At 69.5% G+C, this 22,544-nt stretch carries 21 protein-coding genes; 10 read left to right on the top strand and 11 right to left on the bottom strand.

Features of this window, described 5'->3' with window-relative positions:
• Genes J4H91_RS05415 through J4H91_RS05390 form a run of 6 tightly spaced genes read left to right on the top strand, consistent with a single transcriptional unit; the run spans position 1 to position 6,115 of the window.
• Positions 1–1,053: an enoyl-CoA hydratase/isomerase family protein gene (locus tag J4H91_RS05415; RefSeq protein WP_243752647.1), complete on the top strand. Its 1,053-nt coding sequence runs from the start codon at positions 1–3 to the stop codon at positions 1,051–1,053.
• A complete protein-coding gene (gene mmsB / locus J4H91_RS05410; RefSeq protein WP_208045235.1) occupies positions 1,050–1,955 on the top strand; it encodes a 3-hydroxyisobutyrate dehydrogenase in 906 nt (301 codons plus the stop codon). The genes J4H91_RS05415 and mmsB overlap by 4 nt, the downstream gene beginning before the upstream one ends.
• Before the next feature lie 54 nt (positions 1,956–2,009).
• Complete coding sequence (locus J4H91_RS05405) at positions 2,010–2,786, top strand: enoyl-CoA hydratase (RefSeq protein ID WP_208045234.1); 777 nt, start codon at positions 2,010–2,012, stop codon at positions 2,784–2,786.
• 45 nt (positions 2,787–2,831) lie between these two features.
• Complete coding sequence (locus J4H91_RS05400; protein ID WP_208045233.1) at positions 2,832–3,653, top strand: electron transfer flavoprotein subunit beta/FixA family protein; 822 nt, start codon at positions 2,832–2,834, stop codon at positions 3,651–3,653.
• 34 nt (positions 3,654–3,687) lie between these two features.
• Complete coding sequence (locus J4H91_RS05395) at positions 3,688–4,707, top strand: electron transfer flavoprotein subunit alpha/FixB family protein (protein WP_208045291.1); 1,020 nt, start codon at positions 3,688–3,690, stop codon at positions 4,705–4,707.
• Between the two features lie 4 nt (positions 4,708–4,711).
• Positions 4,712–6,115 carry a cytochrome b/b6 domain-containing protein gene (locus J4H91_RS05390; protein WP_208045232.1) on the top strand — a complete coding sequence of 468 codons (1,404 nt, stop codon included), beginning with the start codon at positions 4,712–4,714 and terminating at the stop codon, positions 6,113–6,115.
• A gap of 19 nt (positions 6,116–6,134) precedes the next feature.
• Here J4H91_RS05390 and J4H91_RS05385 read toward each other — a convergent pair whose 3' ends face one another.
• The 6 genes from J4H91_RS05385 to J4H91_RS05360 form a co-directional block, all read right to left on the bottom strand.
• Positions 6,135–7,142 (bottom strand): ABC transporter ATP-binding protein, encoded by a 1,008-nt coding sequence (locus tag J4H91_RS05385; RefSeq protein ID WP_208045231.1) that lies wholly within the window; start codon positions 7,140–7,142, stop codon positions 6,135–6,137.
• Positions 7,142–7,363, bottom strand: coding sequence for a helix-turn-helix domain-containing protein (locus J4H91_RS05380; protein WP_208045230.1), 222 nt, complete (start codon positions 7,361–7,363; stop codon positions 7,142–7,144). Before J4H91_RS05380 ends, J4H91_RS05385 begins: the two co-directional genes overlap by 1 nt.
• Positions 7,364–7,365: 2 nt before the next feature.
• Positions 7,366–7,779: a hypothetical protein gene (locus tag J4H91_RS05375; RefSeq protein ID WP_208045229.1), complete on the bottom strand. Its 414-nt coding sequence runs from the start codon at positions 7,777–7,779 to the stop codon at positions 7,366–7,368.
• On the bottom strand, positions 7,776–8,660 hold the full coding sequence (locus tag J4H91_RS05370; protein ID WP_208045228.1) for an ABC transporter permease: 885 nt from the start codon (positions 8,658–8,660) through the stop codon (positions 7,776–7,778). The genes J4H91_RS05375 and J4H91_RS05370 overlap by 4 nt, the downstream gene beginning before the upstream one ends.
• A gap of 97 nt (positions 8,661–8,757) precedes the next feature.
• Positions 8,758–9,438: a hypothetical protein gene (locus J4H91_RS05365; RefSeq protein ID WP_208045227.1), complete on the bottom strand. Its 681-nt coding sequence runs from the start codon at positions 9,436–9,438 to the stop codon at positions 8,758–8,760.
• The gene (locus J4H91_RS05360; RefSeq protein WP_208045226.1) at positions 9,425–9,877 is read right to left on the bottom strand and encodes a MarR family winged helix-turn-helix transcriptional regulator; all 453 of its coding nucleotides are present in this window, start codon (positions 9,875–9,877) and stop codon (positions 9,425–9,427) included. Before J4H91_RS05360 ends, J4H91_RS05365 begins: the two co-directional genes overlap by 14 nt.
• A 127-nt stretch (positions 9,878–10,004) precedes the next feature.
• Between J4H91_RS05360 and uvrB the strand changes: the two genes are divergently transcribed.
• The gene (uvrB, locus tag J4H91_RS05355; RefSeq protein ID WP_208045225.1) at positions 10,005–12,095 is read left to right on the top strand and encodes an excinuclease ABC subunit UvrB; all 2,091 of its coding nucleotides are present in this window, start codon (positions 10,005–10,007) and stop codon (positions 12,093–12,095) included.
• Between the two features lie 187 nt (positions 12,096–12,282).
• Here the strand turns inward: uvrB and J4H91_RS05350 are convergent, their stop codons facing one another.
• The 5 genes from J4H91_RS05350 to J4H91_RS05330 all read right to left on the bottom strand — a co-directional run bounded on the left by J4H91_RS05350 (position 12,283) and on the right by J4H91_RS05330 (position 16,675).
• The gene (locus tag J4H91_RS05350; RefSeq protein ID WP_208045224.1) at positions 12,283–12,705 is read right to left on the bottom strand and encodes a VOC family protein; all 423 of its coding nucleotides are present in this window, start codon (positions 12,703–12,705) and stop codon (positions 12,283–12,285) included.
• A 60-nt stretch (positions 12,706–12,765) separates the two neighbouring features.
• Positions 12,766–13,428, bottom strand: a complete 663-nt coding sequence (locus J4H91_RS05345; RefSeq protein WP_208045223.1) for a GyrI-like domain-containing protein — start codon at positions 13,426–13,428, stop codon at positions 12,766–12,768.
• Between the two features lie 109 nt (positions 13,429–13,537).
• Positions 13,538–15,229 carry an HNH endonuclease signature motif containing protein gene (locus J4H91_RS05340; protein ID WP_208045222.1) on the bottom strand — a complete coding sequence of 564 codons (1,692 nt, stop codon included), beginning with the start codon at positions 15,227–15,229 and terminating at the stop codon, positions 13,538–13,540.
• A gap of 121 nt (positions 15,230–15,350) precedes the next feature.
• Positions 15,351–16,040, bottom strand: coding sequence for a hypothetical protein (locus J4H91_RS05335; RefSeq protein WP_208045221.1), 690 nt, complete (start codon positions 16,038–16,040; stop codon positions 15,351–15,353).
• Positions 16,037–16,675, bottom strand: a complete 639-nt coding sequence (locus J4H91_RS05330) for a hypothetical protein (RefSeq protein ID WP_208045220.1) — start codon at positions 16,673–16,675, stop codon at positions 16,037–16,039. The genes J4H91_RS05335 and J4H91_RS05330 overlap by 4 nt, the downstream gene beginning before the upstream one ends.
• Positions 16,676–16,797: 122 nt before the next feature.
• Between J4H91_RS05330 and uvrA the strand changes: the two genes are divergently transcribed.
• Genes uvrA through rapZ form a run of 3 tightly spaced genes read left to right on the top strand, consistent with a single transcriptional unit; the run spans position 16,798 to position 22,540 of the window.
• A complete protein-coding gene (gene uvrA / locus J4H91_RS05325) occupies positions 16,798–19,710 on the top strand; it encodes an excinuclease ABC subunit UvrA (protein WP_424960827.1) in 2,913 nt (970 codons plus the stop codon).
• Positions 19,707–21,665 carry an excinuclease ABC subunit UvrC gene (gene uvrC, locus J4H91_RS05320; RefSeq protein ID WP_208045219.1) on the top strand — a complete coding sequence of 653 codons (1,959 nt, stop codon included), beginning with the start codon at positions 19,707–19,709 and terminating at the stop codon, positions 21,663–21,665. Before uvrA ends, uvrC begins: the two co-directional genes overlap by 4 nt.
• Complete coding sequence (rapZ, locus tag J4H91_RS05315; protein ID WP_208045218.1) at positions 21,662–22,540, top strand: RNase adapter RapZ; 879 nt, start codon at positions 21,662–21,664, stop codon at positions 22,538–22,540. The genes uvrC and rapZ overlap by 4 nt, the downstream gene beginning before the upstream one ends.
• Positions 22,541–22,544: the final 4 nt, after the last annotated feature.

Below are 22,544 nucleotides of genomic sequence, written 5' to 3'. Positions count from 1 at the left end.
ATGGAGCCTCTGCGCCCGCCCGCCGAGACTGCCCCGCCTGTGCTGACGGAGCGTCGCGGCCGACTCGGGCTGATCACTCTCAACCGTCCGGGGGCGATCAACGCGCTGACGCACGAGATGGTCGGACTCATATCGAACGCGCTCGATGCCTGGCGTGACGACCCGGAGATCGCCACGGTCGCCGTGGACGGCGTCGGCGATCGCGGCCTCTGCGCCGGCGGCGGCGTCGTCTCGCTCTACGAAGACGCCAGGCAGGGTGATGGGACCGCCTCTGCGGCCTTCTGGAGGGACGAGTACGCGATGAACGCCGCGATCGCCTCATACCCCAAGCCCTATGTCGCGCTGCAGCGCGGCCTGGTGCTCGGCGGAGGCATCGGCGTCTCGGCGCACGGCTCGCACCGCGTGGTGAGCGAGACGTCCCGGCTCGGATTCCCCGAGGTGACGATCGGCTACATTCCCGACGTCGGCGCCTCATGGCTGCTCTCGCGGGCGCCGGGCGAACTCGGGACGCGTATCGCTCTGACGGCCGAGAGCGTGAGTGCGGCCGACGCCATCCTCCTGGGCCTCGCCGATGTCTTCGTCGCGGCCGATCGTATCGAAGGGTTGCTCGCCGCGCTGGAGACCGAGGACGTCGACGACGCGATCGCGCGCTTCTCCCAGGATCCGCCTCCTGGCCGATTCGAACACGAGCGCACCTGGACCGACGCGGCGTTCGCCGCGGATACCGTGCCCGAGATCCTCGCCGCGCTGCGCGCCCTCGGCGACGACGGCGCGGACGCGCTCGCCGCGATCATCGACGAGAAGTCGCCGACGGCGCTCGCGGTGACGCTGGAATCGCTGCGCCGGGCCCGCGACCTGCCCGACCTCGAAGCCGCGTTGCGCACCGAGTTCCGGGTCTCGATGCACGCCCTTCGAACCCACGACTTCGCCGAGGGCATCAGGGCTCAGCTCATCGAAAGGGATCGTAACCCGCGCTGGATCCCGGCCGTGCACACCGATGTGACGCCGGAGATCATCGGCGCGTACTTCGTCGAAGGAGAGAAGACATCATGACCACCATCGCATTCATCGGACTCGGGCATATGGGCGGCCCCATGGCGGTGAATCTGACGAGAGCCGGCTTCGACGTCACCGCCTTCGACCTGGCCCCGGCGGCCCGCGAGGCGGCCGGGGCGTCAGGGATCCGCGTCGCGCCTTCGGCGTCCGCGGCCGCGCGCGAGGCCGACGTCGTGCTCACGATGCTGCCCGCCGGGCGGCACTTGATCGCCGCGTACTCCGGCGACTCGGGTGACGGACTGCTCGCAGCCGCGCGGCCCGGCACGCTGTTCCTCGACTGCTCCACGATCGCCGTCGACGAGGCGCGTCGGGCGGCGGAACTCGCTGCGGCGGCGGGCCACCGCGCGCTCGACGCGCCCGTCTCGGGCGGAGTCGTCGGGGCCGAGAACGCGACGCTCGCATTCATGGTCGGCGGCGAGGCCGACGACTTCTCGGCGGCCCTCCCGCTGCTCGAGGCGATGGGCCGCCGCATCGTGCACTGCGGCGGTCACGGCCTCGGACAGGCGGCGAAGGCGTGCAACAACATGGTGCTCGGCATCACCCAGATCGCCGTGGCCGAGGCCTTCGTGCTCGGCGAGCGTCTGGGCCTCGAGCACGGCGTGCTCTTCGACGTGATGAACAACGCGTCGGCGCAGTGCTGGGCGCTGAGCACGAACTGCCCCGTACCGGGCCCGGTGCCGAGCAGCCCGGCGAACAACGACTACCGGCCGGGGTTCGCGGGCCCGCTCATGGCGAAGGATCTCGGCCTCGCCGAACAGGCGATCGCCTCGACGGGCGTCGACGCGAAGCTCGGCCTGCTCGCCCGAGAGATCTACGCGGCCTACGCGGCGGGCGAGGGATCCGACCGAGACTTCTCGGGCATCATCGACACCATCCGCGAGGCGGGCCCGGCGCGGTAGCGTCGGTCGGGCACGGCCGACCGGCCGAGCCGTACCAACAAGAAAGGCGACACGATGTCGGAATACGAACTGATCCTGACCGAGACCCGAGGCCGGGTCGGCCACATCACCCTGAATCGTCCCGAGGCGCTCAACGCGCTGAACCGGCAACTGATGCGCGAGATCGTCTCGGCGGGCAGGGCCTACGACGCCGACCCCGACATCGGCGCCATCGTGATCACGGGTTCGGCAAAGGCCTTCGCGGCGGGCGCCGATATCAAGGAGATGGCCGAGCGCGACTACGTCGACATGTACCTCGATGATCCGTTCGCGGAGTGGTCGGAGTTCTCGCGGCTGCGCACACCGGTGGTCGCCGCGGTCGCGGGCTTCGCGCTGGGCGGGGGCTGCGAGCTCGCGATGATGTGCGACATCATCCTCGCGGCCGACACGGCCCGGTTCGGGCAGCCCGAGATCAAGCTCGGCGTGATTCCCGGCATGGGCGGCACGCAGCGGCTGCCGCGCGCGGTCGGCAGGTACAAGGCGGCCGAGCTCGTGCTCACCGGGCGCACGATGGACGCGGAGGAGGCCGAACGGGCCGGGCTCGTCTCGCGCGTCGTCCCCGCCGACGAGTTGCTCGCGGAGGCCGCGGCGACGGCCGAGACCATCGCCTCGATGTCGCTGCCCGTGGTCTACGCCGCGAAGGAGGCACTGCAGGCCGCGGAGGAGACCGTGCTCGCCGAGGGGCTGCGCTTCGAGAAGCAGGCGTTCACGGCGACCTTCGCGCTCGATGACCAGACGGAGGGCATGCGCGCCTTCCGCGACAAGCGCTCGCCCGACTTCGGGCACCGCTGATCCCTGTAGCCCCCGTACCCCCAGGAATTCCGCGAAGGAGCAACGATGCGGATCATCGTTCTGATGAAGGAGGTCCCCGACACCTACGGTGATCGGGTGCTGGACCTCGAGACCGGGCTCGCCGCGCGAGCGGCCTCGGAGGCAGTGCCCGATGAGATCTGCGAGCGAGCGCTCGAGGCGGCGCTGGCCTATGCGGATTCGGCCGAGAGCGATTCGGCCGGGGGTGATTCGGCCGGGGGCGATTCGGCCGGGGGCGTGGAGGTGACGGTCGTGATGATGGCGCCGGCGGGCGCTGCCTCCACCCTGCGGAAGGTGCTGGCCGTCGGAGCCGACTCGGGCGTGCAAGTCGTGGGTGATGCGCTCTCGGGCGCCGACGCGGGACTCACCGCTGAGGTGCTCGCCGCCGCTGTACGCAGATCGGGGGCGGACCTCGTGCTCGCCGGGAACGCCTCGACCGACGGCGCCGGCGGAGTGGTTCCGGCCATGCTGGCCGAGCTGCTGGAGATGCCGCTGCTGAGCGGGCTGTCCGAGCTGAGAATCACCGCCGACGCGGTCTCGGGCGTGAGGCCGGTCGAGGGCGGCGTGCAGAAGCTGACGGCCCCGCTGCCCGCGGTGGTCTCCGTGACGGAGGCGCTGCCCGCGGCGCGCTTCCCGAACTTCAAGGGCATTCTCGCGGCGAAGAAGAAGCCTGTCGAAGTGCTCTCTCCGGAGGACCTCGGCGTTGATGCAGGTGACCTCTCGGTGCCGAGATCGATCATGCTGTCCATCGCCGAGAGGCCGCCCCGGGCCGCGGGCCTGAGGATCGTGGACGCGGGCGATGCCGGCGAGCAACTCGCGGACTTCCTGATCGAGAACCGGTTGGTGTGAGGCCTGAGGCATGAGGAGCGGAACGATGAGCGAGATGAGCGGCGAGTACGCCGACGATGCGATTCTGGTCGTGCTGGAGGCGCAGTCCGGGGGAGCGCTCGGTGCGAGTGCGGCCGGCCTGCTCGGAGCCGCTTCGGCGGTCGGCACCCCCGTGGCGCTGGTCATCGGAGCCGGAGCTGGGACCGGTGCCGGAGCCGGGAGTGCGGCGGTGGGCGATCTCGAGGAGGCGGCCGCCGCGGCAGCGGGCCTCGGCGCGGCCTGTGTGCTGACGGCCGAGACTGATCCCTCGCTGCTGGGAACTCCGGCGGTGGACGCCGTCGCGGCCGCGGTCGAGCGCGTGCAGCCGGACGCGGTGCTGCTGCCGCACTCGGTGAACGGCCGCGATATCGCGGGCCGCTATGCCGCGCGGGCTCGCGCTGTCATCGCCGTCGATGCGATAGGGATCGAGCGCGACGCCGAGGGGATCGCGGTGCGGCACTCCGTGTACGGCGGGAGCTACACGGTCGTATCGGCCGCGACGCTCGGCCTCATCGTGGTCACGGTGCGCGAGGGCGCGGTGCAGCTGCGGGCCGAGTCTCGCGCACCCGTCGTCGAGTCGCTGCGGGTCGAGGCCTCGGGGAGACCGGCTGCCAGTGTCGAGTCGTTCGAGCCGGTGGCCGCGGTGTCGTCGCGACCGGAGCTGCGCGGTGCCGAGCGGGTCGTCTCGGGCGGCCGCGGGCTCGGTTCGCAGGAGGGGTTCGCGCTCGTCGAGCAGCTCGCCGACGCGCTGGGAGCGGCGGTGGGGGCGTCTCGCGCCGCCGTGGACGCGGGGTGGGTGCCGCAGTCGTTCCAGGTCGGCCAGACGGGGGTTGCGGTGTCGCCGCAACTGTACGTGGCGCTCGGGATCTCGGGTGCGATCCAGCACCGGGCGGGTATGCAGACCGCCAAGACGGTCGTCGCGATCAACAAGGACGCGGATGCCCCGATCTTCGAGATCGCCGATTTCGGCGTCGTCGGAGACGTGTTCCAGGTTGTGCCGCAGCTGATCGCGGCGCTCGAAGGCCGGGGGCGGTAGCGCGATGGCGACGTACGGACACTCCGTCAGGCGGGGTCTGCCGCGGGTGCCTGGCGGAGAGCCGTGGCCGATGGGGGCCTCGCGTGTCGCTGACGGGGGCGGCATCGCGGACAGGACTGTCGTGACGGAGACCGTCGTGGCTGCCGAGCAGACGAGGGGCTCCTCCGTTGCCGTCCTGGCTTCCGTCGCCGCTGCTGCCGTCTCTGCTGCTGAGACCGCCGCGGTGAGGCTCACCGCTGCGAGTGGGACGCCATTGCGGCGGGGGCTGCCGCGGGTGCCGGGCGGAGAGCCGTGGCCGCCGGTCGGTTTCGCGCTCGCCCCCGCGCGTCTACCGGAGGTGTCGGCGGGGGCCGAGCCCTCGGCCGTGGAGAACCCGGTCGTTGTCCCGATGAGTGCAGTCTCCGAACCAGATGAGCTCAAACCCGAGCCCGCTTCCGCGTCCGAGGTTCCGAGCCCCATCACACGGGCGGCCCCGGCCGTGCAGGCCCGCCCGCGGCGCGCTCCGCTCGTGCTGGGTTCGCGGTCGCTGGCCCGGTGGGTGCGGGTCGTGCTGCTGTTCGGCGGGGGTGCGGTGGTCGCGGCGGGGATCATCGTGCTGGTCGCGCGCGGGGTGACGACGTTGCCGGGGGTGCCGGGGTTCCTGGCCCGGTATCCGGGGGAGTACCACCTGCCCGAGTTCGTCGAGGATGGGTTCCCCGCGTGGGCGCGGTGGAGTCATTTCCTGAACTTCTTCTTCATGGTGCTCATCGTGCGCACGGGTCTCTTGGTGCGGCGTCAGCGGAAGCCGGATGCGTTCTACACCCCGAAGCGGGGCGGGAAGAAGGTGTCCCTGTATCTGTGGCTGCACACCTTGCTGGATGTGCTGTGGCTGGTCAACGGGGTGATGTTCGTGGTGCTGTTGTTCGTGTCGGGGCACTGGGTGCGGATCGTGCCGACGAGCCTCGAGGTGTTCCCGAACGCGCTCAGTGCGGGGTTGCAGTATCTGACGTTGGAGTGGCCGGTCGAGGATGGGTGGGTGAACTACAACAGTCTGCAGCAGCTGATGTACTTCACGGTCGTGTTCATCGCGGCGCCGCTCGCGGCGATCAGCGGGGTGCGGATGAGTGAGTGGTGGCCGCAGGGCGCGGAGAAACTGAACCGGGTGTATCCGGCGCCGGTGGCGCGGGCGCTCCACTATCCGACGATGCTGTTCTTCGTGGGGTTCGTGGTGGTGCATGTGTTCCTGGTGTTCGCGACGGGTGCGTTGAAGAACCTGAATCACATGTTCGCGGGCACGCCCGGGGTGTCGTGGGTGGGGTTCTGGTGGTTCGCGGGCGGTCTCGTGGTCGCGGGTGTCGCGTTGTGGGCGGTGCGGCCGCTGGTGCTCGCATCCATCGCCGGGATCGCGGGGCGGGTCTCGGAGCGATAGGGGTCCCTCGCTGAAGCACTCAGCCCCCGGAACGGGGCGCTCCGGTCAGCCGCAGATAGGCTTCTTCGAGCGTTCCCCGGCGCGCCGTGAGACCGGAGGCCCGGAGGCCGCGCGCGAAGGTCACGGCGCGGAGCACGGCGTCGGGGTCCGCGCAGCTCACCCTCACGACGAGCCGATCGCCGATCGGCTCGATCCGCGGAGGAGCGGCGATGAGCGGGGGAGCCGGGGCGGCCGGTGCAGTCGGGGACGCGGGCCGCTCCCCGCCGAGCGCCGCGGCCAGCCGATCCCTCGCCCCGACCTCGTCGGGAATCGAGAACACGACCTCGGCCAGGCCCGAGAACCGTCGGGTGAGCTCGTCGGGGGAGCCGAGCGCGACGAGCCGTCCCTCGCTCAGGACGCCGATGCGGTCGCACAGCTCGGCGGCCTCATCGAGGTGGTGCGTGGTGAGCAGAACCGTGGATCCCTCGTCCCGCAGGGAACGGATGAGACCCCTGAGCTCGCGCCGGCCCGCGGGATCGAGCGCGGCCGAGGGCTCGTCGAGCACGAGCACGCGCGGCCGCCCCACGAGTGCGACGCCGATGAGCAGCCGCTGCCGCTGCCCGACCGAGAGCCGTCCGACTCGGGTCGCCGCCGCGCCCGCGAGGCCCACGGTCCGCAGCACCTCGTCGGGGCGCACGGGGTCGGTGTGGAACGAGGCGAAGAGCGCGAGCGTCTCGCGAGCGGTCAGGGTCGGGAACAGTGCGGAAGCCTGCGGCTGCACCGCGAGAACGGACGTGATCTCCTCGCGCGCCCGCGAGGGATCGAGGCCCGCTACCCGCACGGTGCCGAAGCGCGGGCGACGCAACCCGGCGATCGTCTCGGCCAGCGTGGTCTTGCCTGCCCCGTTCGGGCCGAGCAGGCCGAAGAGCTCTCCGGGGGAGATCGAGAGGTCGAGGCCCGCGAGCACCTCGTGATCGCCGTATCCCGCCGACAGACCCTCCACGACTATTCCGCGGTCGAGCTCGGCCGACGTGCGAGCGCGAGCCATCAGCGGCCCCCGCTGGGCGGCGCGTCGTCGGCGTCGGCGAAGAACACCTGCTCGATGGGCACCTCGAAGAGGCGCGCGATGCGGAAGGCGAGGGGCAGCGAGGGATCGTAGCGCCCCGTCTCGAGCGCGTTCACCGTCTGCCGTGAGACGCCGAGCAGCTCGGCGAGCGCGGCCTGCGACCAGCCGCACGCCGTGCGCATGGCCCGGATGTCGTTCCGCACGGTCAGCGCCTTCCGAATGAGACCGCGAGCGCCAGCGACCAGCCGACCATGCCTGCGAGGAAGGTCCACATCGTCGGCACGGGAGGGCGGAATCCCTGGCCCCAGAGCATCGTCAGCACGACCGCGGCGAGCGATGCCGCGGCGAAGCCGAACCCGAAGCTGCGGAAGAGCAGTTGCCGCTGCATCTCGTCGGTGCTCGCGACGTGGCGAGCGATCGCGACCGCCGCCCACAGCAGCGGCAGCACCGGGAGCAGCGCCTGCAGCAGGGCCGGGCCGCCGCCCGGTTCGACCGGCCAGAGCGCCGGGAGGCCGAGGAAGAGCGCGAGCCACAGGACGATGGCCGCGCCGAACTCCCGCGTGTATCGGCGCCCCGCCCGGCGCTCGCGTTGAGTGTACCTGGGGTCGTCGATGCTCATGGGCGAGGCTCCGTTCGTGCTGGTGCTGGTGCTGGTGTGTGTTCCGTCTGATCCCACCTGAATCGGCGGGTGGCAGCGATCCCTATGGCCCCTGTCGTCACCGCCATCATCAGCCACAGCAGCGGCAGCGGGAGCAGCGGTGACGCGGCGCCGGTCAGATCCGCACCGAGGGCGGTGGCGAACCAGACGGGAGGCAGCGTATGGGCAGCGGTGAGGAGCGGGTCGGGGAGCGTCGCGATCGGCACGATGCCGCCGGACGCGAAGAGCAGTGCGACGCACAGGAAGGTCGTCGCATGATGGGCGGCCTCGGAGCTGCTCGCGCGCGCCGCGAACAGGAACGCGAAGGCGAAGCACATCGCTGTGCCGAGCACGAGCGTCACGGCCAGACGCAGCGGGTCGAGGTCCTCGGTGAAGCCTCGCAGCTCCGCGATGCCGACGGCGACGGCCGTCTCGACCGCGACGAGGATCAGCCTGACGGGCAACTGCGCGGCGAGGAAGACCGGGCGGCGCAGCGGCGTCGTCCCGAGCAGGCGCAGCATGCCGCGCTCCCGCATGGCGACGATGGGCACGGTGGTCCCCATGAATGCGATCGCGGCGATGCCGGTCAGGAGCACACCGGGGAGAGCCGACCGCAGTGGATCCCTCGCCTGCGATGCCTCGTCCGTGAGCGACCAGCCGCCGGTCATCAGCGACATGACGACGTAGAGCGCGATCATCCACGCGAACATGAACAGGGCGGCGAAGCCGGTGAGACGGTGGCGCAGCATGTCTCGGCCGCTCATGGCCGAGAGCGCGAGGAGGGCCGAGAGATCGCGCGGGGCGAGGAGGCGTTTCGAGCTACCGGGATCTTTCGCGCGCCCCGTGCGCCCCGTACGCGTCATGGAAAGTCTCCTTTACTCGCCCCGCGGCAAGTATCGCCTCGACTTTCACCGTGTGTCAAGTGTGCTTGTCATCTGCTCGGGTAGTTGACGTCCGGTGTCACTCGGCGAGGCGCGCGTTCAGCTTCGCGAGCTGTTCCTCCACCGCGTCCATGAGAGCCCGCGGTTCATCGGCGTGGAGGCGCAGTGCGGCCACCTCGTGCTCGCCGCCCTTGGGGAGCCGCCCCGGTAGCCGGATGCGCACGGGTCGTTCGAACTCGATCTCCAAGTTCGTCTCGCCGCCCACCCAGATCGCGCAGACCCGCCTTCCCTCGTGCTCGAAGACCCGCCCGGGCTTGTCGGTGCTGGTGGGGTCGATGCTCTCCTCCGTGACCGTCAGTCGTCGGATCGAGGCGAAGTCCTCCCACGGCACGGGAATGTCGAGTTCGAGCCCCTCCCGCACCCGGATGCCCTTGGGCCCGACGGTGTGCGGTCGAGTGAGATAGGCGCACAGCAGGCCGATCATCCAGGTCAGGCCCCAGATGCCGAGCAGGAGCACGGCGATGCGCACCACGGGCCAGCGGTGCACGATCAGGTCGAGAATGGGGATCTCGAGCGCCGAGAGCACCATGAAGATGATGAGGATCGTGAGCACAGGGCGGTGGTAGCGGAATCCGCGCGCGCCGGGTGCGATCTTCGGCCGGCGTGCGGCGGCGCGCCACAGGCTCTCGTAGATGCGCAGCTCCACCCGCAGGGCGCGGACGGCGAGGTCGCGGAACGCGGTGAGGTCAACGGTCGCCATAGCGCACCTGCTCCTCGGCGACGAGTTCGGTCAGTGCGCGGAGCACCGCGTCGACTCCTCGTTCGAAGGCTGCCCGATCCTCGGCGTCGACGGCGGAGAGCAGGCGATCGGAGAGGTGTCGGTGATCCTCCTGCATGCGGGTCATCATCCGTTCGGCGGAGGGGGTGAGGGCGACGAGCACCGCTCGTCGATCGTCGGGGTGGGGGAGGCGCTTCGCGTAGCCCGCCGATTCGAGCGCGTCGACGAGGGCGGAGATGCTGCGAGGAGTGACCCGCAGCGCTTCCGCGAGGCACTGCTGCGTCGCGGGTCCGGAGTGCTGCAGCACCCAGAGCGCGTGGACTCTGCTTTCAGTGAGCGAGGTCCCGGCGAATGCGCGCTGCATGTCGGTCTGGAACAGTGCACCGATGGCGAGGAGGCGGTCGAGCAGGGTGGTGTCCATGATTATTACATTACCACTTAATTACAAAATGTAACTATCTGGGCGAGGTGCGAGACGGCCACTCCCCGGTGTCCGCCCAGGGCTGATCCGGGCGCGTTTGTCAGAGGGTCGGAGTACCCTCGTGACCATGGAACCCACACGCTCCGTCCGTCCCTTCGAGGTCGTCTCAGAATACGAGCCGAGCGGTGATCAGCCGCAGGCGATCGAGGAGCTCGCGAAGCGGATCAACGCGGGCGAGACCGACATCGTGCTGCTCGGCGCGACGGGCACGGGCAAGTCGGCGACCACGGCCTGGCTCATCGAGCAGGTGCAGCGGCCGACGCTGATCCTGGCGCACAACAAGACCCTCGCCGCGCAGCTCGCGAGCGAGTTCAGACAGCTGCTGCCCAACAACGCCGTCGAGTACTTCGTCAGCTACTACGACTACTACCAGCCCGAGGCCTACGTGCCCCAGACCGACACCTTCATCGAGAAGGACTCGTCGATCAACGCCGAGGTCGAGCGCCTGCGTCACTCCACCACCAACGCGCTGCTGTCGCGGCGCGACGTGGTCGTCGTCTCCACCGTCTCGTGCATCTACGGCCTCGGCAAGCCCGAGGAGTACTACGAGGCCATGGTGCCGCTCGCGGTGGGGGACCGCCTCGACCGGGACGTGCTGCTGCGGCGCTTCGTCGACATGCAGTACCAGCGCAACGACATCGAGTTCGTGCGCGGCAACTTCCGCGTGCGCGGCGACACGGTCGAGATCATCCCCATGTACGAGGAGCTCGCGATCCGCATCGAGTTCTTCGGCGACGAGATCGAGGCTCTCTACTACCTGCACCCGGTCACCGGCGACGTGATCAAGCAGGTCGAGACCGTGTCGGTGTTCCCCGGCTCCCACTACGTGGCGAGCCGCAACGTGATGAACCGTGCGATGGGCACGATCCAGGACGAGCTCGACGAGCGTCTGCGCGAGCTGAAGCAGCAGAACAAGCTCGTCGAGGAGCAGCGTCTGCGCATGCGCACAACCTTCGACCTCGAGATGATGGAGCAGATCGGCTTCTGCTCGGGCATCGAGAACTACTCGCGGCACATCGACGGCCGGGCCCCGGGTGAGGCGCCGCACTGCCTGCTCGACTACTTCCCCGACGACTTCCTTGTCGTGATCGACGAGTCGCACGTGACGGTGCCGCAGATCGGCGCCATGTACGAGGGAGACGCATCGCGCAAGCGCACGCTCGTCGACCACGGTTTCCGCCTGCCGAGCGCTCTCGACAACAGGCCACTGAAATTCTCGGAGTTCAAGGAGCGCGTCGGTCAGACGGTCTACCTCTCGGCCACGCCGGGCAGCTACGAGATGGAGCTCGCCGACGGCGTCGTCGAGCAGATCATCCGACCCACCGGCCTCATCGACCCGGAGATCGTGGTGAAGCCGTCGGAGGGGCAGATCGACGATCTGCTCGAAGAGGTGCGCGCACGCGCGGAGCGCGACGAACGCGTGCTCGTCACGACGCTCACCAAGAAGATGGCCGAGCAGCTCACCACCTTCATGGAGGAGGCGGGCGTGCGCGTGCGCTACCTGCACTCCGACGTCGACACGCTGCGCCGCGTCGAGCTGCTCACCGAGCTGCGCGCCGGCGTCTACGACGTGCTGGTCGGCATCAACCTGCTGCGCGAGGGCCTCGACCTACCCGAAGTGTCGCTCGTGTCGATCCTCGACGCCGACAAGGAGGGTTTCCTGCGCTCCTCGACCTCGCTCATCCAGACCATCGGCCGCGCGGCCCGCAACGTCTCGGGTCAGGTGCACATGTACGCCGATACCATTACGCGCTCCATGCGCGAGGCGATCGACGAGACGAACCGCAGGCGTGAGATCCAGCAGGCCTACAACGCCGAGCACGGCATCGACCCGCAGCCGCTCCGCAAGAAGATCGGCGACATCACGGAGATGCTGAACCGTGAGGCGGCAGACACCGAGGAGGTGCTGTCGCATCGTGTCTCGCAGCACGCGCAGAAGAAGGGGTCGCCGCAGCGGGCCAAGGGCAAGGCGGCGGCGCGTGCCGGCGCGATCGCCTCGGAGGGCGCCGCGAAGCTGGAAGAGCTGATTTCCGACCTCACCGAGCAGATGCTCGTCGCGGCCGAGGAGCTCAAGTTCGAGCTGGCCGCCCGCCTGCGCGACGAGGTCGCGGAACTCAAACGCGAACTGCGCTCGATGGACGCCGCGGGGCATCTCTGAGCGCCGGGTTCGCGCCGGCACAGGCGGCGGGGGCTTCGGCTCAGACAGGTGCGGATTCGGCTCAGCGGAGGGATGCCGGGGCTCAGTCGAGGGATACCTCTGCTCAGCCGGCGGATGCCTCGGCTCAGCCGAGGGAGGCCTCGGTTCAGCCGAAGGATGCCTCGGTTCAGCCGAAGGATGCCTCGGTTCAGCCGAGGGAGGCAGCAGCACCGTCGGAGGTGAGCGGGGCGTAGAGATCGATCGAGTTGCCGTCGGGATCGAGCACGGTCGCGTAACGCTGCCCCCACGGAGCGTCCCAGGGCGCTGTGTGCGCGGCTGTCGCGAACCTCTCCACGATGTCCGCATAGGCGCGGTCGACCTCGGCCGGGCTCTCGGCTCTGAATGCGAATCCGATGCGGTTGCCACCCTCGGGAAGTTCGAAGTCGGGCATGAAGCTCCGGATGGTCGAGACGGGATCCCAGGCGAGCGTCATGCCGCCCGGCAGCTTCGCCTCGACGTGGGGAGCATCGTCCTGCCCGGTCGGAACGTCCACGCCCAGAGCGCGGTAGAAGTCGAGCGAGGCCCCGAGGTCGGCCGTCACGATGGCGATGAAATCGAATGAGAGTGTCATGGCTCGAGCCTACGGGGGTCCGAAGAACAGGCTCGAACGGAACGGACCCCTCCGCGCGACTCAGCTCTCCCGATCGTCGGCCACGGGCTGGCGCAGGATCGTGCGCTGCTTCTCCGACGCGACCCGACGGATATCGCTCAGGTAGATCTCGTGATGCGTGCCGGCCAGGCGCAGCCCGCGCTCGGGGATGATCCCGTGGTGCAGACGGTCGAGCACCTCGGTCTCGTCGTCGAATGAGCCGACGTGCAGCGTCTGCAGGCAGGGACCCTCGGAGAGCGCATCGAGGCGCACCCGCGGCAACAACGACGTTCCGCCCTTTGCGCGCACTCGCTCGATCGCCGCCTCGAACTCCTCGTCGCCCAGCCAATCGGGCACCATGAGCATGAGAGTCCAGTCCCACGCCGACTTGTCGCGCGCCTCGGTGAACACCGCCATGTCGTCGGCCCACCACAGGCCCTCGAGCGGCGGAACCACGTAGTCGCGTCCGAGTCGCGTCTTGCTCGCGAATTTCATCGCGTACGCGACGGGGTACAGCGACTCGATCGCCTCCCCGAAACCCCGAGAGGTGTTCGGGTCGCCGTGCCCATCGATCATCAGATACTGCAGCCGCGGCACCTCGACCATGCGGAACCCGCCACGGCGGGCGCGGTAGACGTCGAGCTGCTTCTTGAAATCGATCTTGTCGGAGGCTGGCCCGACTCTCCGCGTCCGCTGACCCGTCATGGTCTCAGCGTAGACGCCGGGTGACGGCGCGGGAGAAGGAAAAGGGGAGGAGAGGAGGAGAGAGTAGCAGGAGAGGCTGACGCGGGATCCCCGTACCTCGCCGCTGCCATCACGCCGCCCGAGGTCGTGCTTCGGGCACCTCCGGATCACCGGGCCCGATCTCCGCGCCGGGCCCGACCTCCGCGCCGGGCCCGATCTCCGCGCCGGGGTCGAGCTTCGTGCGGGGTCCGAGACCCACGCCGGGGTCGAGTCCTGCGCAGGAGTCGAGTTCTGTTCCAGTCCTGGGCCCGACGTCGGGTTCTGCTCCGGATCCGAGTCCGGCATCGGGCTCCCCGCGCGTCGCGGCGGCGTTCCCTTGAGCCGTCGGCTCGGCTTGCGGCGCAGCACGGGTCGGCTCGAACATCACGCGCGAAGCCGGACGATCCCGAACCCTCCTTCCGAGCGTGCTTCGCCACTCGATATCGCCTCTTTTTAGTTGGGTCATGCCGAGCCCGGTGTGGTGCTTCATCATGTGGTGTCGCCTGCAGAGCACGGAGAGGTTGCGGGTCGAAGTTTCGCCACCGAGGGCCGCGTCACGGGTGTGATCGCGGTCGGCTCTGAAAGGTGGGACCGTACATCCCCAGAATCTGCAGTGCTGGTCGCGGACCTCGAGGAACCGGATGATCTCGGCGGAAGGGCGATAGCGGTCGACTTTGAGCAACTCGCCGGTTTCCGTGTCGAACATCGCGCGGTCCCAACCCGTCGTGATCGCGGCCAGCCGTCGAGCGGTGGCCGCGTCGATGGGGCCGAACCCGGCCAGCACGGCCGCGCCGGCTCCGTAGCCGGGGTTCCTGTGCCCGGAGCTCCCGTGCCGGGAACCCTCGTGCCCGGAGGTTTCGCGGGAATCGGTGGAGAGCAGTACCGCGGCGGGTACGATCACCTGCACTCGTGCGTCGATCCGCCCGAGGCCGATGGCTCCGTTCTCGTTCGAGGGCGATCCGTTCAGCAGTACGTCGAGGGCGAGGTCTGCGCGGGCCTGGTCGAGCGAGCGCGGCTGCGGCACGCCGGGTGCTCCGGACTCCACCGCCGCCTGTTCCGCTCGCCGGTCGGTGCGCTGTATCTCGTGAGCCTGCCTGCTCAGGCGGTCGTAGGCGGCGTGCACCGACACCGCATCGGCCACGGCGTGCAGTTCGGCCATGCCGTCGCCGAGCTCCGTCACCCAGACCCTGCGCTCTGCATGGGCGCGTTCGAAGCGTTGCTCGAGGGTGCGGGATGCGTGCCTCTCCGCGATCGTCTTCGACAAACGGCGTGTCCTGTTCGGAGTCTCGACCTCCGCGACAGCCAGCGCCTCGGCCTCGTACGCGGCCCGGATATCGGCTTCCCCCGCTTCGGAATCAGAGGCCGTCCCGGCATCCGCCCCTGCCCGGGTCTGCGCTCCGGTTGTTCCGAGGATGTCGCCGGCTTCCACGATTCCAACGGCGTGCGCGAGGGCGATACGACCGGCGGCGAGCGAGGCCTGCACCCGCGGATACCGCTCGTGCAGGCGCCGGGCCCGTTCGATGAGGCGCTCGGCACTGCGATCCGCGATGCCCAGCACGAAGCTCACCTCGGCTGCCGCCGCGCGATGCGTCATCTCCGCGCTGCGGCTGTCCGACGGAAGCAGACCGCGCTCTTGCTCGGCGAGGCGCCCCACTTCGGCGAGCAGCTCCACCTTGCGCGCCTCCAAGCCGCGCTGCTCTTGCTCCACATCTTCCAGATCGGCGGCAAGCCGCTGCAACCGTGCGTGCGACACGGTGCCGGGAGCGAACGGAATCGAGGACATGGCTACAGTCTCCCCGGCACCACCGACGTCGAAGAGCCCTCGCAGGCCGATCCAGATTCAGAATCGCGGCTCGATCTTTGTTGTGCACCCTACAAACACAGGAAGCAGAATCAGAAGCGGCTCACAGCACGGCGTAGCCGTAGCGATCGGCGATGCGGTCGATGACGCCGGCCATCTCCGGGCGGTCGAGCCTGATGAGCGCCGACGGATGTTGCGGAAGCGCGTTCTCGGCCGGCTTCCAGAGCGCGACCACCCGCGCCGTCGGCACGAGGGAGGACGCCGAGACGACGCCGTCGAGCGACGGGTAGCGCTGGGCGATGGCCCGCGCCCAGGCGCGAGCCGCAGCACGACCGCCCGACGAGATGGCGGCATTGCCCCCGGCGACGGTGATCCAGTCGCTGTCGGAGAGATCGAGCAGACGCAGAGGCCGACGGGTCTCGAACACCGCGAGAGTCGGAGCGCCGACCCCCGTCCGGATCATGCGGGTCGACTGGAAGACCTCGAGCAGGGCCGCGGCGAACGACCCGTCCGCGCCACCACCGCCGGCCTCGCGCCCGAGGGTCTCGGAGCTCTCGAGCACGCCGTAGAGCACGCTCGCGTCGGTGTGCTCGCCGACGGGCTCGGGGTGGGGGTCGAAGCGGCCATCGAGCGGCCCGAAGGTGCGGAAGGCGTGCCATTCGCCCGAGTGGAGGCCCGAGGCGCGGAAGATGCGCGCGACCGCGGTACGGGGCGGCACCTCCCGGACCCACCTCGGATCCTCTTCGAGCTCGGGGAACCGCGCGGCGTCGGGTGGCGGGAGGTGCTCGCTCACGGCAGCCGGTTCAGCGCGTCATCGACGGCGGCGGCGGCGAGCGCGGGATCGCCGCCCTGCGCGAGCCATTCGAACGGAGCGAGTTCCTCGCCGCCGCTCACCAGGCGGGGGGCCGGGGTGGTGAGCACGCGCTCGGTGAGGAGCAGCGGCGTGCCGCGAGGGATCGCACGAGCGACCGCCGCCCAGCCGCGCGGTTCGCGGCCGTCGGGGAACTGGAAGAGCGGCAGATGCCAGCCGTCGGAGCGGCGCTGCGCGATGAGTGTGCCCTCCGCGCAGCGCTGGCGGACCCGTGCCGGGGTGACGCCGAGCCTGGCCGCGGCCTCGGCGACGGTGATGCTGTGCGCCGCGAACTCCCGTTCCCAGAGCCGCCCGCGCACAGTGGCGGGGAGCGCCGTCGGGGCGGTCAGCTCCGCTTCGTCGACCCCGAACCGCTCGAGAGCGGTGAGTTCGGAGGCGGTGAAGCCCCGGGTGCCGATGTGCTGGTGGGCGATGATCTCCGAGAGCAGATCCTCGGCTACGTCGAGGCGGTCGTCCTCGAGCTGCGTGACGAGTGCGCGCAGTCGATCGCGCGCGGGACCACCGCCGAGGGCACGACGGCCCCGGCCGGTGTTCTGGGGAAGCTGAGCGATCGACATGCCAGGTCCTTTCGTCTCCTTGTGTCAATAATACTCGAAAGCCTGGTTTTCGGAACTATGCCCTCCGCGAAACCCTCGTACATATGTTCGATTCGAGGCTCGGCACGGCCTAGAATGAGACGGTGATCTCGAATGCGCCTATCCGTTCATCCGCCGCCCACGCGCAGATCAGCGTCCGGGGCGCCCGCGTGCACAATCTGCAGAACGTCGACCTCGCGATCCCTCGCGATTCCATGGTGGTGTTCACCGGCCTCTCGGGCAGCGGCAAGTCGAGCCTCGCCTTCGACACGATCTTCGCCGAGGGGCAGCGGCGCTACGTCGAGAGCCTGAGCGCGTACGCGCGCCAATTCCTCGGGCAGGTGGATCGTCCCGACGTCGACTTCATCGAGGGACTCAGCCCCGCCGTCTCGATCGACCAGAAGTCGACCAACCGGAACCCCCGTTCCACCGTCGGCACCATCACCGAGATCTACGACTACATGCGCCTGCTCTGGGCGCGCGTGGGCGTGCCCCACTGCGCCGTCTGCGGAGAGCGCATCGAGTCGCAGACCGTGCAGCAGATCGCCGACCGGCTCATGGAGCTCCCCGAGCGCACCCGCTACCAGGTGCTCGCGCCGGTCGTGAGCAAGAAGAAGGGCGAGTTCGTCGACCTCTTCCAGGATCTCGCGGCCGCCGGCTACTCGCGCGCGCTCGTCGACGGCGAGCTGGTGCAGCTGAGCGACCCGCCCAAGTTGAAGAAGCAGGTCAAGCATGACATCTCGGTGGTCATCGACAGGCTCGTCGCCGGACCCGAGATGCTCGGCCGTCTCACCGATTCCCTGGAGACGGCGCTGCGTCTCGCCGGCGGCGTCGTCACGATCGACTTCGTGGATCGCGAGGCCGGTGCGGAGGATCGGCAGCAGCTCTTCTCCGAGCACCTGAGCTGCCCGAACCAGCACCCGGTGCAGCTCACGGAGATCGAGCCGCGCACCTTCTCGTTCAACGCGCCATTCGGCGCCTGCCCCGCCTGCTCGGGTCTCGGCACGAGCATGTCGGTGGACGAGGATCTGGTGCTCGGGGACCCCGAGCTCTCGATCTCCGAGGGTGTCATCGTGCCCTGGACGAGCCAGGGCAAGAGCCTCTACCAGTACTACGAGAAGCTGCTCGTCGGCCTTTCGGCCGACCTCGACTTCTCGCTCGATACGCCGTGGCAGGAGCTGAGCGACGAGGTGCGCGAGGCCGTGCTCTACGGCAACGACTTCAAGGTCAACGTGCGCTGGCGCAACCGCTTCGGCCGCGAGGTGAAGTATTCGAGCGGCTTCGAGGGTGTCATCCCGTTCATCGAGCGGCAGTACGCCGAGGCCGAATCCGACGCGAAGCGCGATCGCTGGCAGGAGTTCCTGCGCGAGGTGCCCTGTCACGTGTGCCACGGCCAGCGACTGAAGCCCGAGGTGCTCGCGGTGACCGTCGCGGGCGAGTCGATCGCGGGCGTCACCGAGTTCAGCCTCACCGACGCGAAGCGCTTCTTCGACGAGGTCGTGCTCACCGCGCGCGAGGCCAGGATCGCAGCTCAGGTGCTGCGCGAGATCCGGCTGCGCTTCGACTTCCTCATCGAGGTCGGCCTCGGCTATCTCACCCTCGCGCGCGCGGCCGGCACGCTCTCGGGCGGCGAGGCGCAGCGCATCCGTCTCGCGACCCAGATCGGCTCGGGTCTCACCGGAGTGCTCTACGTGCTCGACGAACCGTCCATCGGCCTGCATCAGCGAGACAACCGCCGCCTCATCGAGACGCTGCTCAAGCTGAGGGATCTCGGCAATACGCTGATCGTCGTCGAGCACGACGAGGAGACGATCGAGGCGGCCGACTGGATCGTCGACATCGGTCCGGGAGCGGGCGTCGAAGGCGGCACGGTCGTGCACTCCGGGGAGTACCGCGAGTTGCTGGGCAACCGCCGCTCGATCACGGGCGACTATCTCGCCGGCCGGCGCAGCATCGAGACCCCGAAGAAGCGCCGCAAGCGCGATCGCAAGCGCGAGCTCAAGGTCGTCGGTGCCCGCTCCAACAACCTGAAGAACGTCGACGCGACGTTCCCGCTCGGCGTCATGACGGCGGTCACCGGAGTGAGCGGTTCGGGCAAGTCGACGCTCGTCAACGACATCCTCTACCGGGTGCTCGCCAACCAGCTCAACGGCGCGCGTCTCGTGCCGGGCAAGCACACCCGAGTCACCGGCCTCGAACACCTCGACAAGGTCGTGCACGTCGACCAGGCGCCGATCGGCCGCACGCCCCGCTCCAACCCCGCGACCTACACGGGCGTCTTCGACAAGATCCGCACGCTCTTCGCCGAGACCCCCGAGGCGAAGACCCGCGGCTACCTGCCCGGGCGCTTCAGCTTCAACGTCAAGGGCGGCCGCTGCGAGGCCTGCTCGGGTGACGGCACGCTGAAGATCGAGATGAACTTCCTGCCCGACGTCTACGTGGCATGCGAGGCCTGCGGAGGCAAGCGGTACAACCGCGAGACGCTGCAGGTGCGCTACAAGGGCAAGAACATCTCCGAGGTGCTCGAGATGCCGATCGCGGAGGCCGAGGAGTTCTTCAAGCCGATCTCCTCGATCCACCGCTACATGAAGACGCTCGTGGACGTCGGGCTCGGCTACGTGCGTCTCGGGCAGAGCGCCACGACGCTGAGCGGCGGCGAGGCGCAGCGCGTGAAGCTCGCGACCGAGCTGCAGAAGCGATCGAACGGACGCAGCATCTACGTGCTCGACGAGCCGACCACGGGTCTGCACTTCGAGGATGTGCGCAAGCTGCTGCTCGTGCTGAACGGCCTCGTCGACAAGGGCAACACGGTCATCACGATCGAGCACAACCTCGACGTGATCCGCAGCGCCGACTGGGTGATCGACCTCGGCCCCGAGGGCGGCTCCGGCGGCGGCACGATCATCGCCGAGGGCACCCCGGAGCAGCTCGCCCGGCATTCGGAGAGCCATACCGGACGGTTCCTCGCCGAGGTGCTGCACGGCCGCCAGGCGAAGGCGGAGAAGGCGTCGGCGTGAGCCCCGACGACCACCGTCTCGCCTTCCGCCCGGCGCAGGGCGAGATCCCCACGAGCCCGGGCGTCTACCGTTTCAGCGACAAGCACGGCAGGGTGCTCTACATCGGCAAGGCGAAGAACCTGCGAGCCCGTCTCGCGAACTACTTCCAGCCGATGCACTCGCTCATGCCGCGCACCCGCACCATGCTCTCCCTCGCGGCGAAGCTCGACTGGACCGTGGTCGCGACCGACACCGAGTCGCTCGTGCTCGAGCACACCTGGATCACCGAGTTCAAGCCGCCGTTCAACGTCCAGTTCAAAGACGACAAGACCTACCCATACCTCGCCGTTACCCTGCGGGAGGAGGCCCCCAGGCTCATCATCACGCGCAACGAGCGCATCCGCGGCGCCCGCTACTTCGGCCCCTATCCGAAAGTGTGGGCGCTGCGCGAGACGACGTCGCTGCTGCAGCAGGCCTTCCCGATCCGCACCTGCAACGACGCCGACTACAAGCGAGCCGTGCAGAGCGGCCGGCCGTGTCTGGCGGGGCAGATCGGGCGCTGCAGCGGTCCCTGCTCGCAGAAGCTCACGATCGAGGAGCATCGCGAGCGCGTGAACGAACTCGTGGCGTTCCTGAACGGCGGCGACCGGAGCCATCTGCGCCGGCTGCAGCGCGCCATGCGCGATGCGGCTGCCGAGCAGCGCTACGAGGAGGCAGCGAGGCTGAGGGATCAGGCCCAAGCCGTCGAACACGTGATGGAGAGGAACGCCGTGGTGCTCGGCCTCGACGTGAACCTGGACGTGTTCGGGCTGAGGGCCGACGAGCTCGCGGCGGCGGCGCACCAGTTCATCATCCGCGGTGGACGTATCCGGGGAGAGCGCAGCTGGATCGTGGACGTGGAGCTCGACGATTCGCCCGGCACGCTGCTCGAACAGGTCATCCAGTCCGCCTACGAGGGCGATCGCGAGCCGCCCCCCGAGGTGCTCGTTCCTTCGCTGCCCGAGAACGCCCCCGAACTCGAGGAGGCGCTCAGCGCGAAGCGTCCGCGGCAGGGCAGGGTCCGGGTGCGCGTTCCCGAGCGGGGCGACAAGGCCCAGCTGATGGAGCGGGCCGTGCTGAACGCGGGGGAGCACCTCATCAGGCACAAGCTCAAGCGCGCTGCGGACCTCACCGCCCGCACCGATGCGCTCGCCGAGCTGCAGCAGGCGCTCGGCATGGAGGAGGCGCCGCTGCGCATCGAGTGCATCGATGTCTCGCACCTGCAGGGCACGGGGGTCGTGGCCTCGCTCGTCGTCTTCGAGGACGGCCTTCCCGCGAAGGGCGCCTACCGCAAATACCGCATCGAGGAGACGCGCGACGACACCGATTCGATCCACCAGGTGGTCTCCCGTCGCGCTGCCCAGCTGAACGCCTCGCGCGAGAGCGGGGAGCAGCCGTCGGGCGTCTACCGCGACCGGCCGCAGCTGCTCATCGTGGACGGCGGAGAGCCGCAGGTGCGCGCCGCCGAGCGCGCGCTGAGCGAGGCCGGAATCGACGATGTGGCCCTGTGCGGCATCGCGAAACGGCTCGAGGAGATCTGGCTGCCCGGCGATCCCTTTCCGGTGATCCTGCCGCGGACGAGCGAGGCGCTGTTCCTCGTGCAGCGCATCCGGGACGAGGCGCACCGCTTCGCGATCACCTTCCAGCGGCAGCGCCGCAGCACCGCGATCGCGAGCAGGCTCTCCGAGATCCCGGGACTCGGCCCGAAGCGGGTGCAGGGCCTGCTCAAGCACTTCGGATCGGTGACCCGGCTGCGGGCCGCTTCGCTCGAGGAACTCGCCGCCGCGCCCGGGCTCGGCGCGAAACTCGCCGAACAGGTCGCCGCGCACCTGCGGGAACCGGCCGCCGGAGCCCGCTCACAGTCTCCGAACGACTCCGCTGCCGCTAAGCTTGAGGAGAGCGTGGAACCGGAGCGCGGCGGGGAGGAATCGGAATGAACGACATGACGTCGACACAGGAGATCCTCATCGTCACCGGCATGTCCGGCGCCGGTCGCAGCACGGTCGCCAACACGCTCGAGGATCTGGGCTGGTACGTGGTCGACAACCTGCCGCTCGCCATGGTGAAGACTCTCGCCGACATGGCCGACAGGTCGGGCGGCGCTCTGCCCCGCATCGTCGCCGTCGTCGACATCAGGGGCCGGGACCTTTTCGAGGACATCCAGCAGACCGTCTCCGAGCTGCGCCAGAACGCGAAGGTGCGCGTCGTCTTCCTCGACGCGACCGATGAGATCCTGGTGCGGCGCTACGAGTCCGTCCGCAGGCCCCACCCGCTGCAGGCCGAGGCGGGCAGCCTGCTGGAGGGCATCAGGCTCGAGCGCGACCGCCTGCAGGAGCTGCGGGCCTCGAGCGATGTGGTCATCGACACCTCGCGCTACAACGTGCACGATCTGTCTACTGCCACCCGCGAACTCTTCTCCGACGAGGACACCCCGGGCCTGCAGCTCTCCGTCATGAGCTTCGGCTTCAAGTACGGTGCGCCCACGGACGTCGATCTCATGGTCGACATGCGCTTCCTCCCGAACCCGTTCTGGGAGCCCGAGCTCCGCGCGCTCACCGGCGTGGACACCGAGGTGAAGGACTACGTGCTGAGCCGCGAGGGCGCGGCCGAGTTCCTCGATCACTACGTCGCGGCGCTCACTCCGGTTCTCGCAGGCTTCCAGCGCGAGAACAAGCGCCACGCATCGCTCGCCGTGGGCTGTACGGGCGGCAAGCACCGCTCCGTCGCCTCGGCCCGGGAGCTCGCCGACCGTCTCGCCGGGCTGCCCGGCGTCAGCGTGAGCCTGCGCCACCGCGATCTCGGCCGCGAGTAGCTGC

This window comes from Leucobacter ruminantium, assembly GCF_017565705.1.
GTDB lineage: Bacteria > Actinomycetota > Actinomycetes > Actinomycetales > Microbacteriaceae > Leucobacter > Leucobacter ruminantium.
This window is presented reverse-complemented; position numbering and strand designations above follow the sequence as displayed.

Excerpts from the sequence above, each read along its gene's own strand:
- J4H91_RS05340 (WP_208045222.1), bottom strand. The coding sequence starts at position 15,229 with ATGTCCTCGATTCCGTTCGCTCCCGGCACCGTGTCGCACGCACGGTTG.
- J4H91_RS05370 (WP_208045228.1), bottom strand. The coding sequence starts at position 8,660 with ATGACGCGTACGGGGCGCACGGGGCGCGCGAAAGATCCCGGTAGCTCG.
- J4H91_RS05345 (WP_208045223.1), bottom strand. The coding sequence starts at position 13,428 with ATGACGGGTCAGCGGACGCGGAGAGTCGGGCCAGCCTCCGACAAGATC.
- J4H91_RS05350 (WP_208045224.1), bottom strand. The coding sequence starts at position 12,705 with ATGACACTCTCATTCGATTTCATCGCCATCGTGACGGCCGACCTCGGG.
- J4H91_RS05375 (WP_208045229.1), bottom strand. The coding sequence starts at position 7,779 with ATGAGCATCGACGACCCCAGGTACACTCAACGCGAGCGCCGGGCGGGG.
- J4H91_RS05400 (WP_208045233.1), top strand. The coding sequence starts at position 2,832 with ATGCGGATCATCGTTCTGATGAAGGAGGTCCCCGACACCTACGGTGAT.
- mmsB (WP_208045235.1), top strand. The coding sequence starts at position 1,050 with ATGACCACCATCGCATTCATCGGACTCGGGCATATGGGCGGCCCCATG.
- J4H91_RS05365 (WP_208045227.1), bottom strand. The coding sequence starts at position 9,438 with ATGGCGACCGTTGACCTCACCGCGTTCCGCGACCTCGCCGTCCGCGCC.
- J4H91_RS05405 (WP_208045234.1), top strand. The coding sequence starts at position 2,010 with ATGTCGGAATACGAACTGATCCTGACCGAGACCCGAGGCCGGGTCGGC.
- J4H91_RS05395 (WP_208045291.1), top strand. The coding sequence starts at position 3,688 with ATGAGCGGCGAGTACGCCGACGATGCGATTCTGGTCGTGCTGGAGGCG.
- uvrB (WP_208045225.1), top strand. The coding sequence starts at position 10,005 with ATGGAACCCACACGCTCCGTCCGTCCCTTCGAGGTCGTCTCAGAATAC.
- rapZ (WP_208045218.1), top strand. The coding sequence starts at position 21,662 with ATGAACGACATGACGTCGACACAGGAGATCCTCATCGTCACCGGCATG.
- J4H91_RS05385 (WP_208045231.1), bottom strand. The coding sequence starts at position 7,142 with ATGGCTCGCGCTCGCACGTCGGCCGAGCTCGACCGCGGAATAGTCGTG.
- J4H91_RS05415 (WP_243752647.1), top strand. The coding sequence starts at position 1 with ATGGAGCCTCTGCGCCCGCCCGCCGAGACTGCCCCGCCTGTGCTGACG.
- J4H91_RS05330 (WP_208045220.1), bottom strand. The coding sequence starts at position 16,675 with ATGTCGATCGCTCAGCTTCCCCAGAACACCGGCCGGGGCCGTCGTGCC.
- J4H91_RS05360 (WP_208045226.1), bottom strand. The coding sequence starts at position 9,877 with ATGGACACCACCCTGCTCGACCGCCTCCTCGCCATCGGTGCACTGTTC.
- J4H91_RS05390 (WP_208045232.1), top strand. The coding sequence starts at position 4,712 with ATGGCGACGTACGGACACTCCGTCAGGCGGGGTCTGCCGCGGGTGCCT.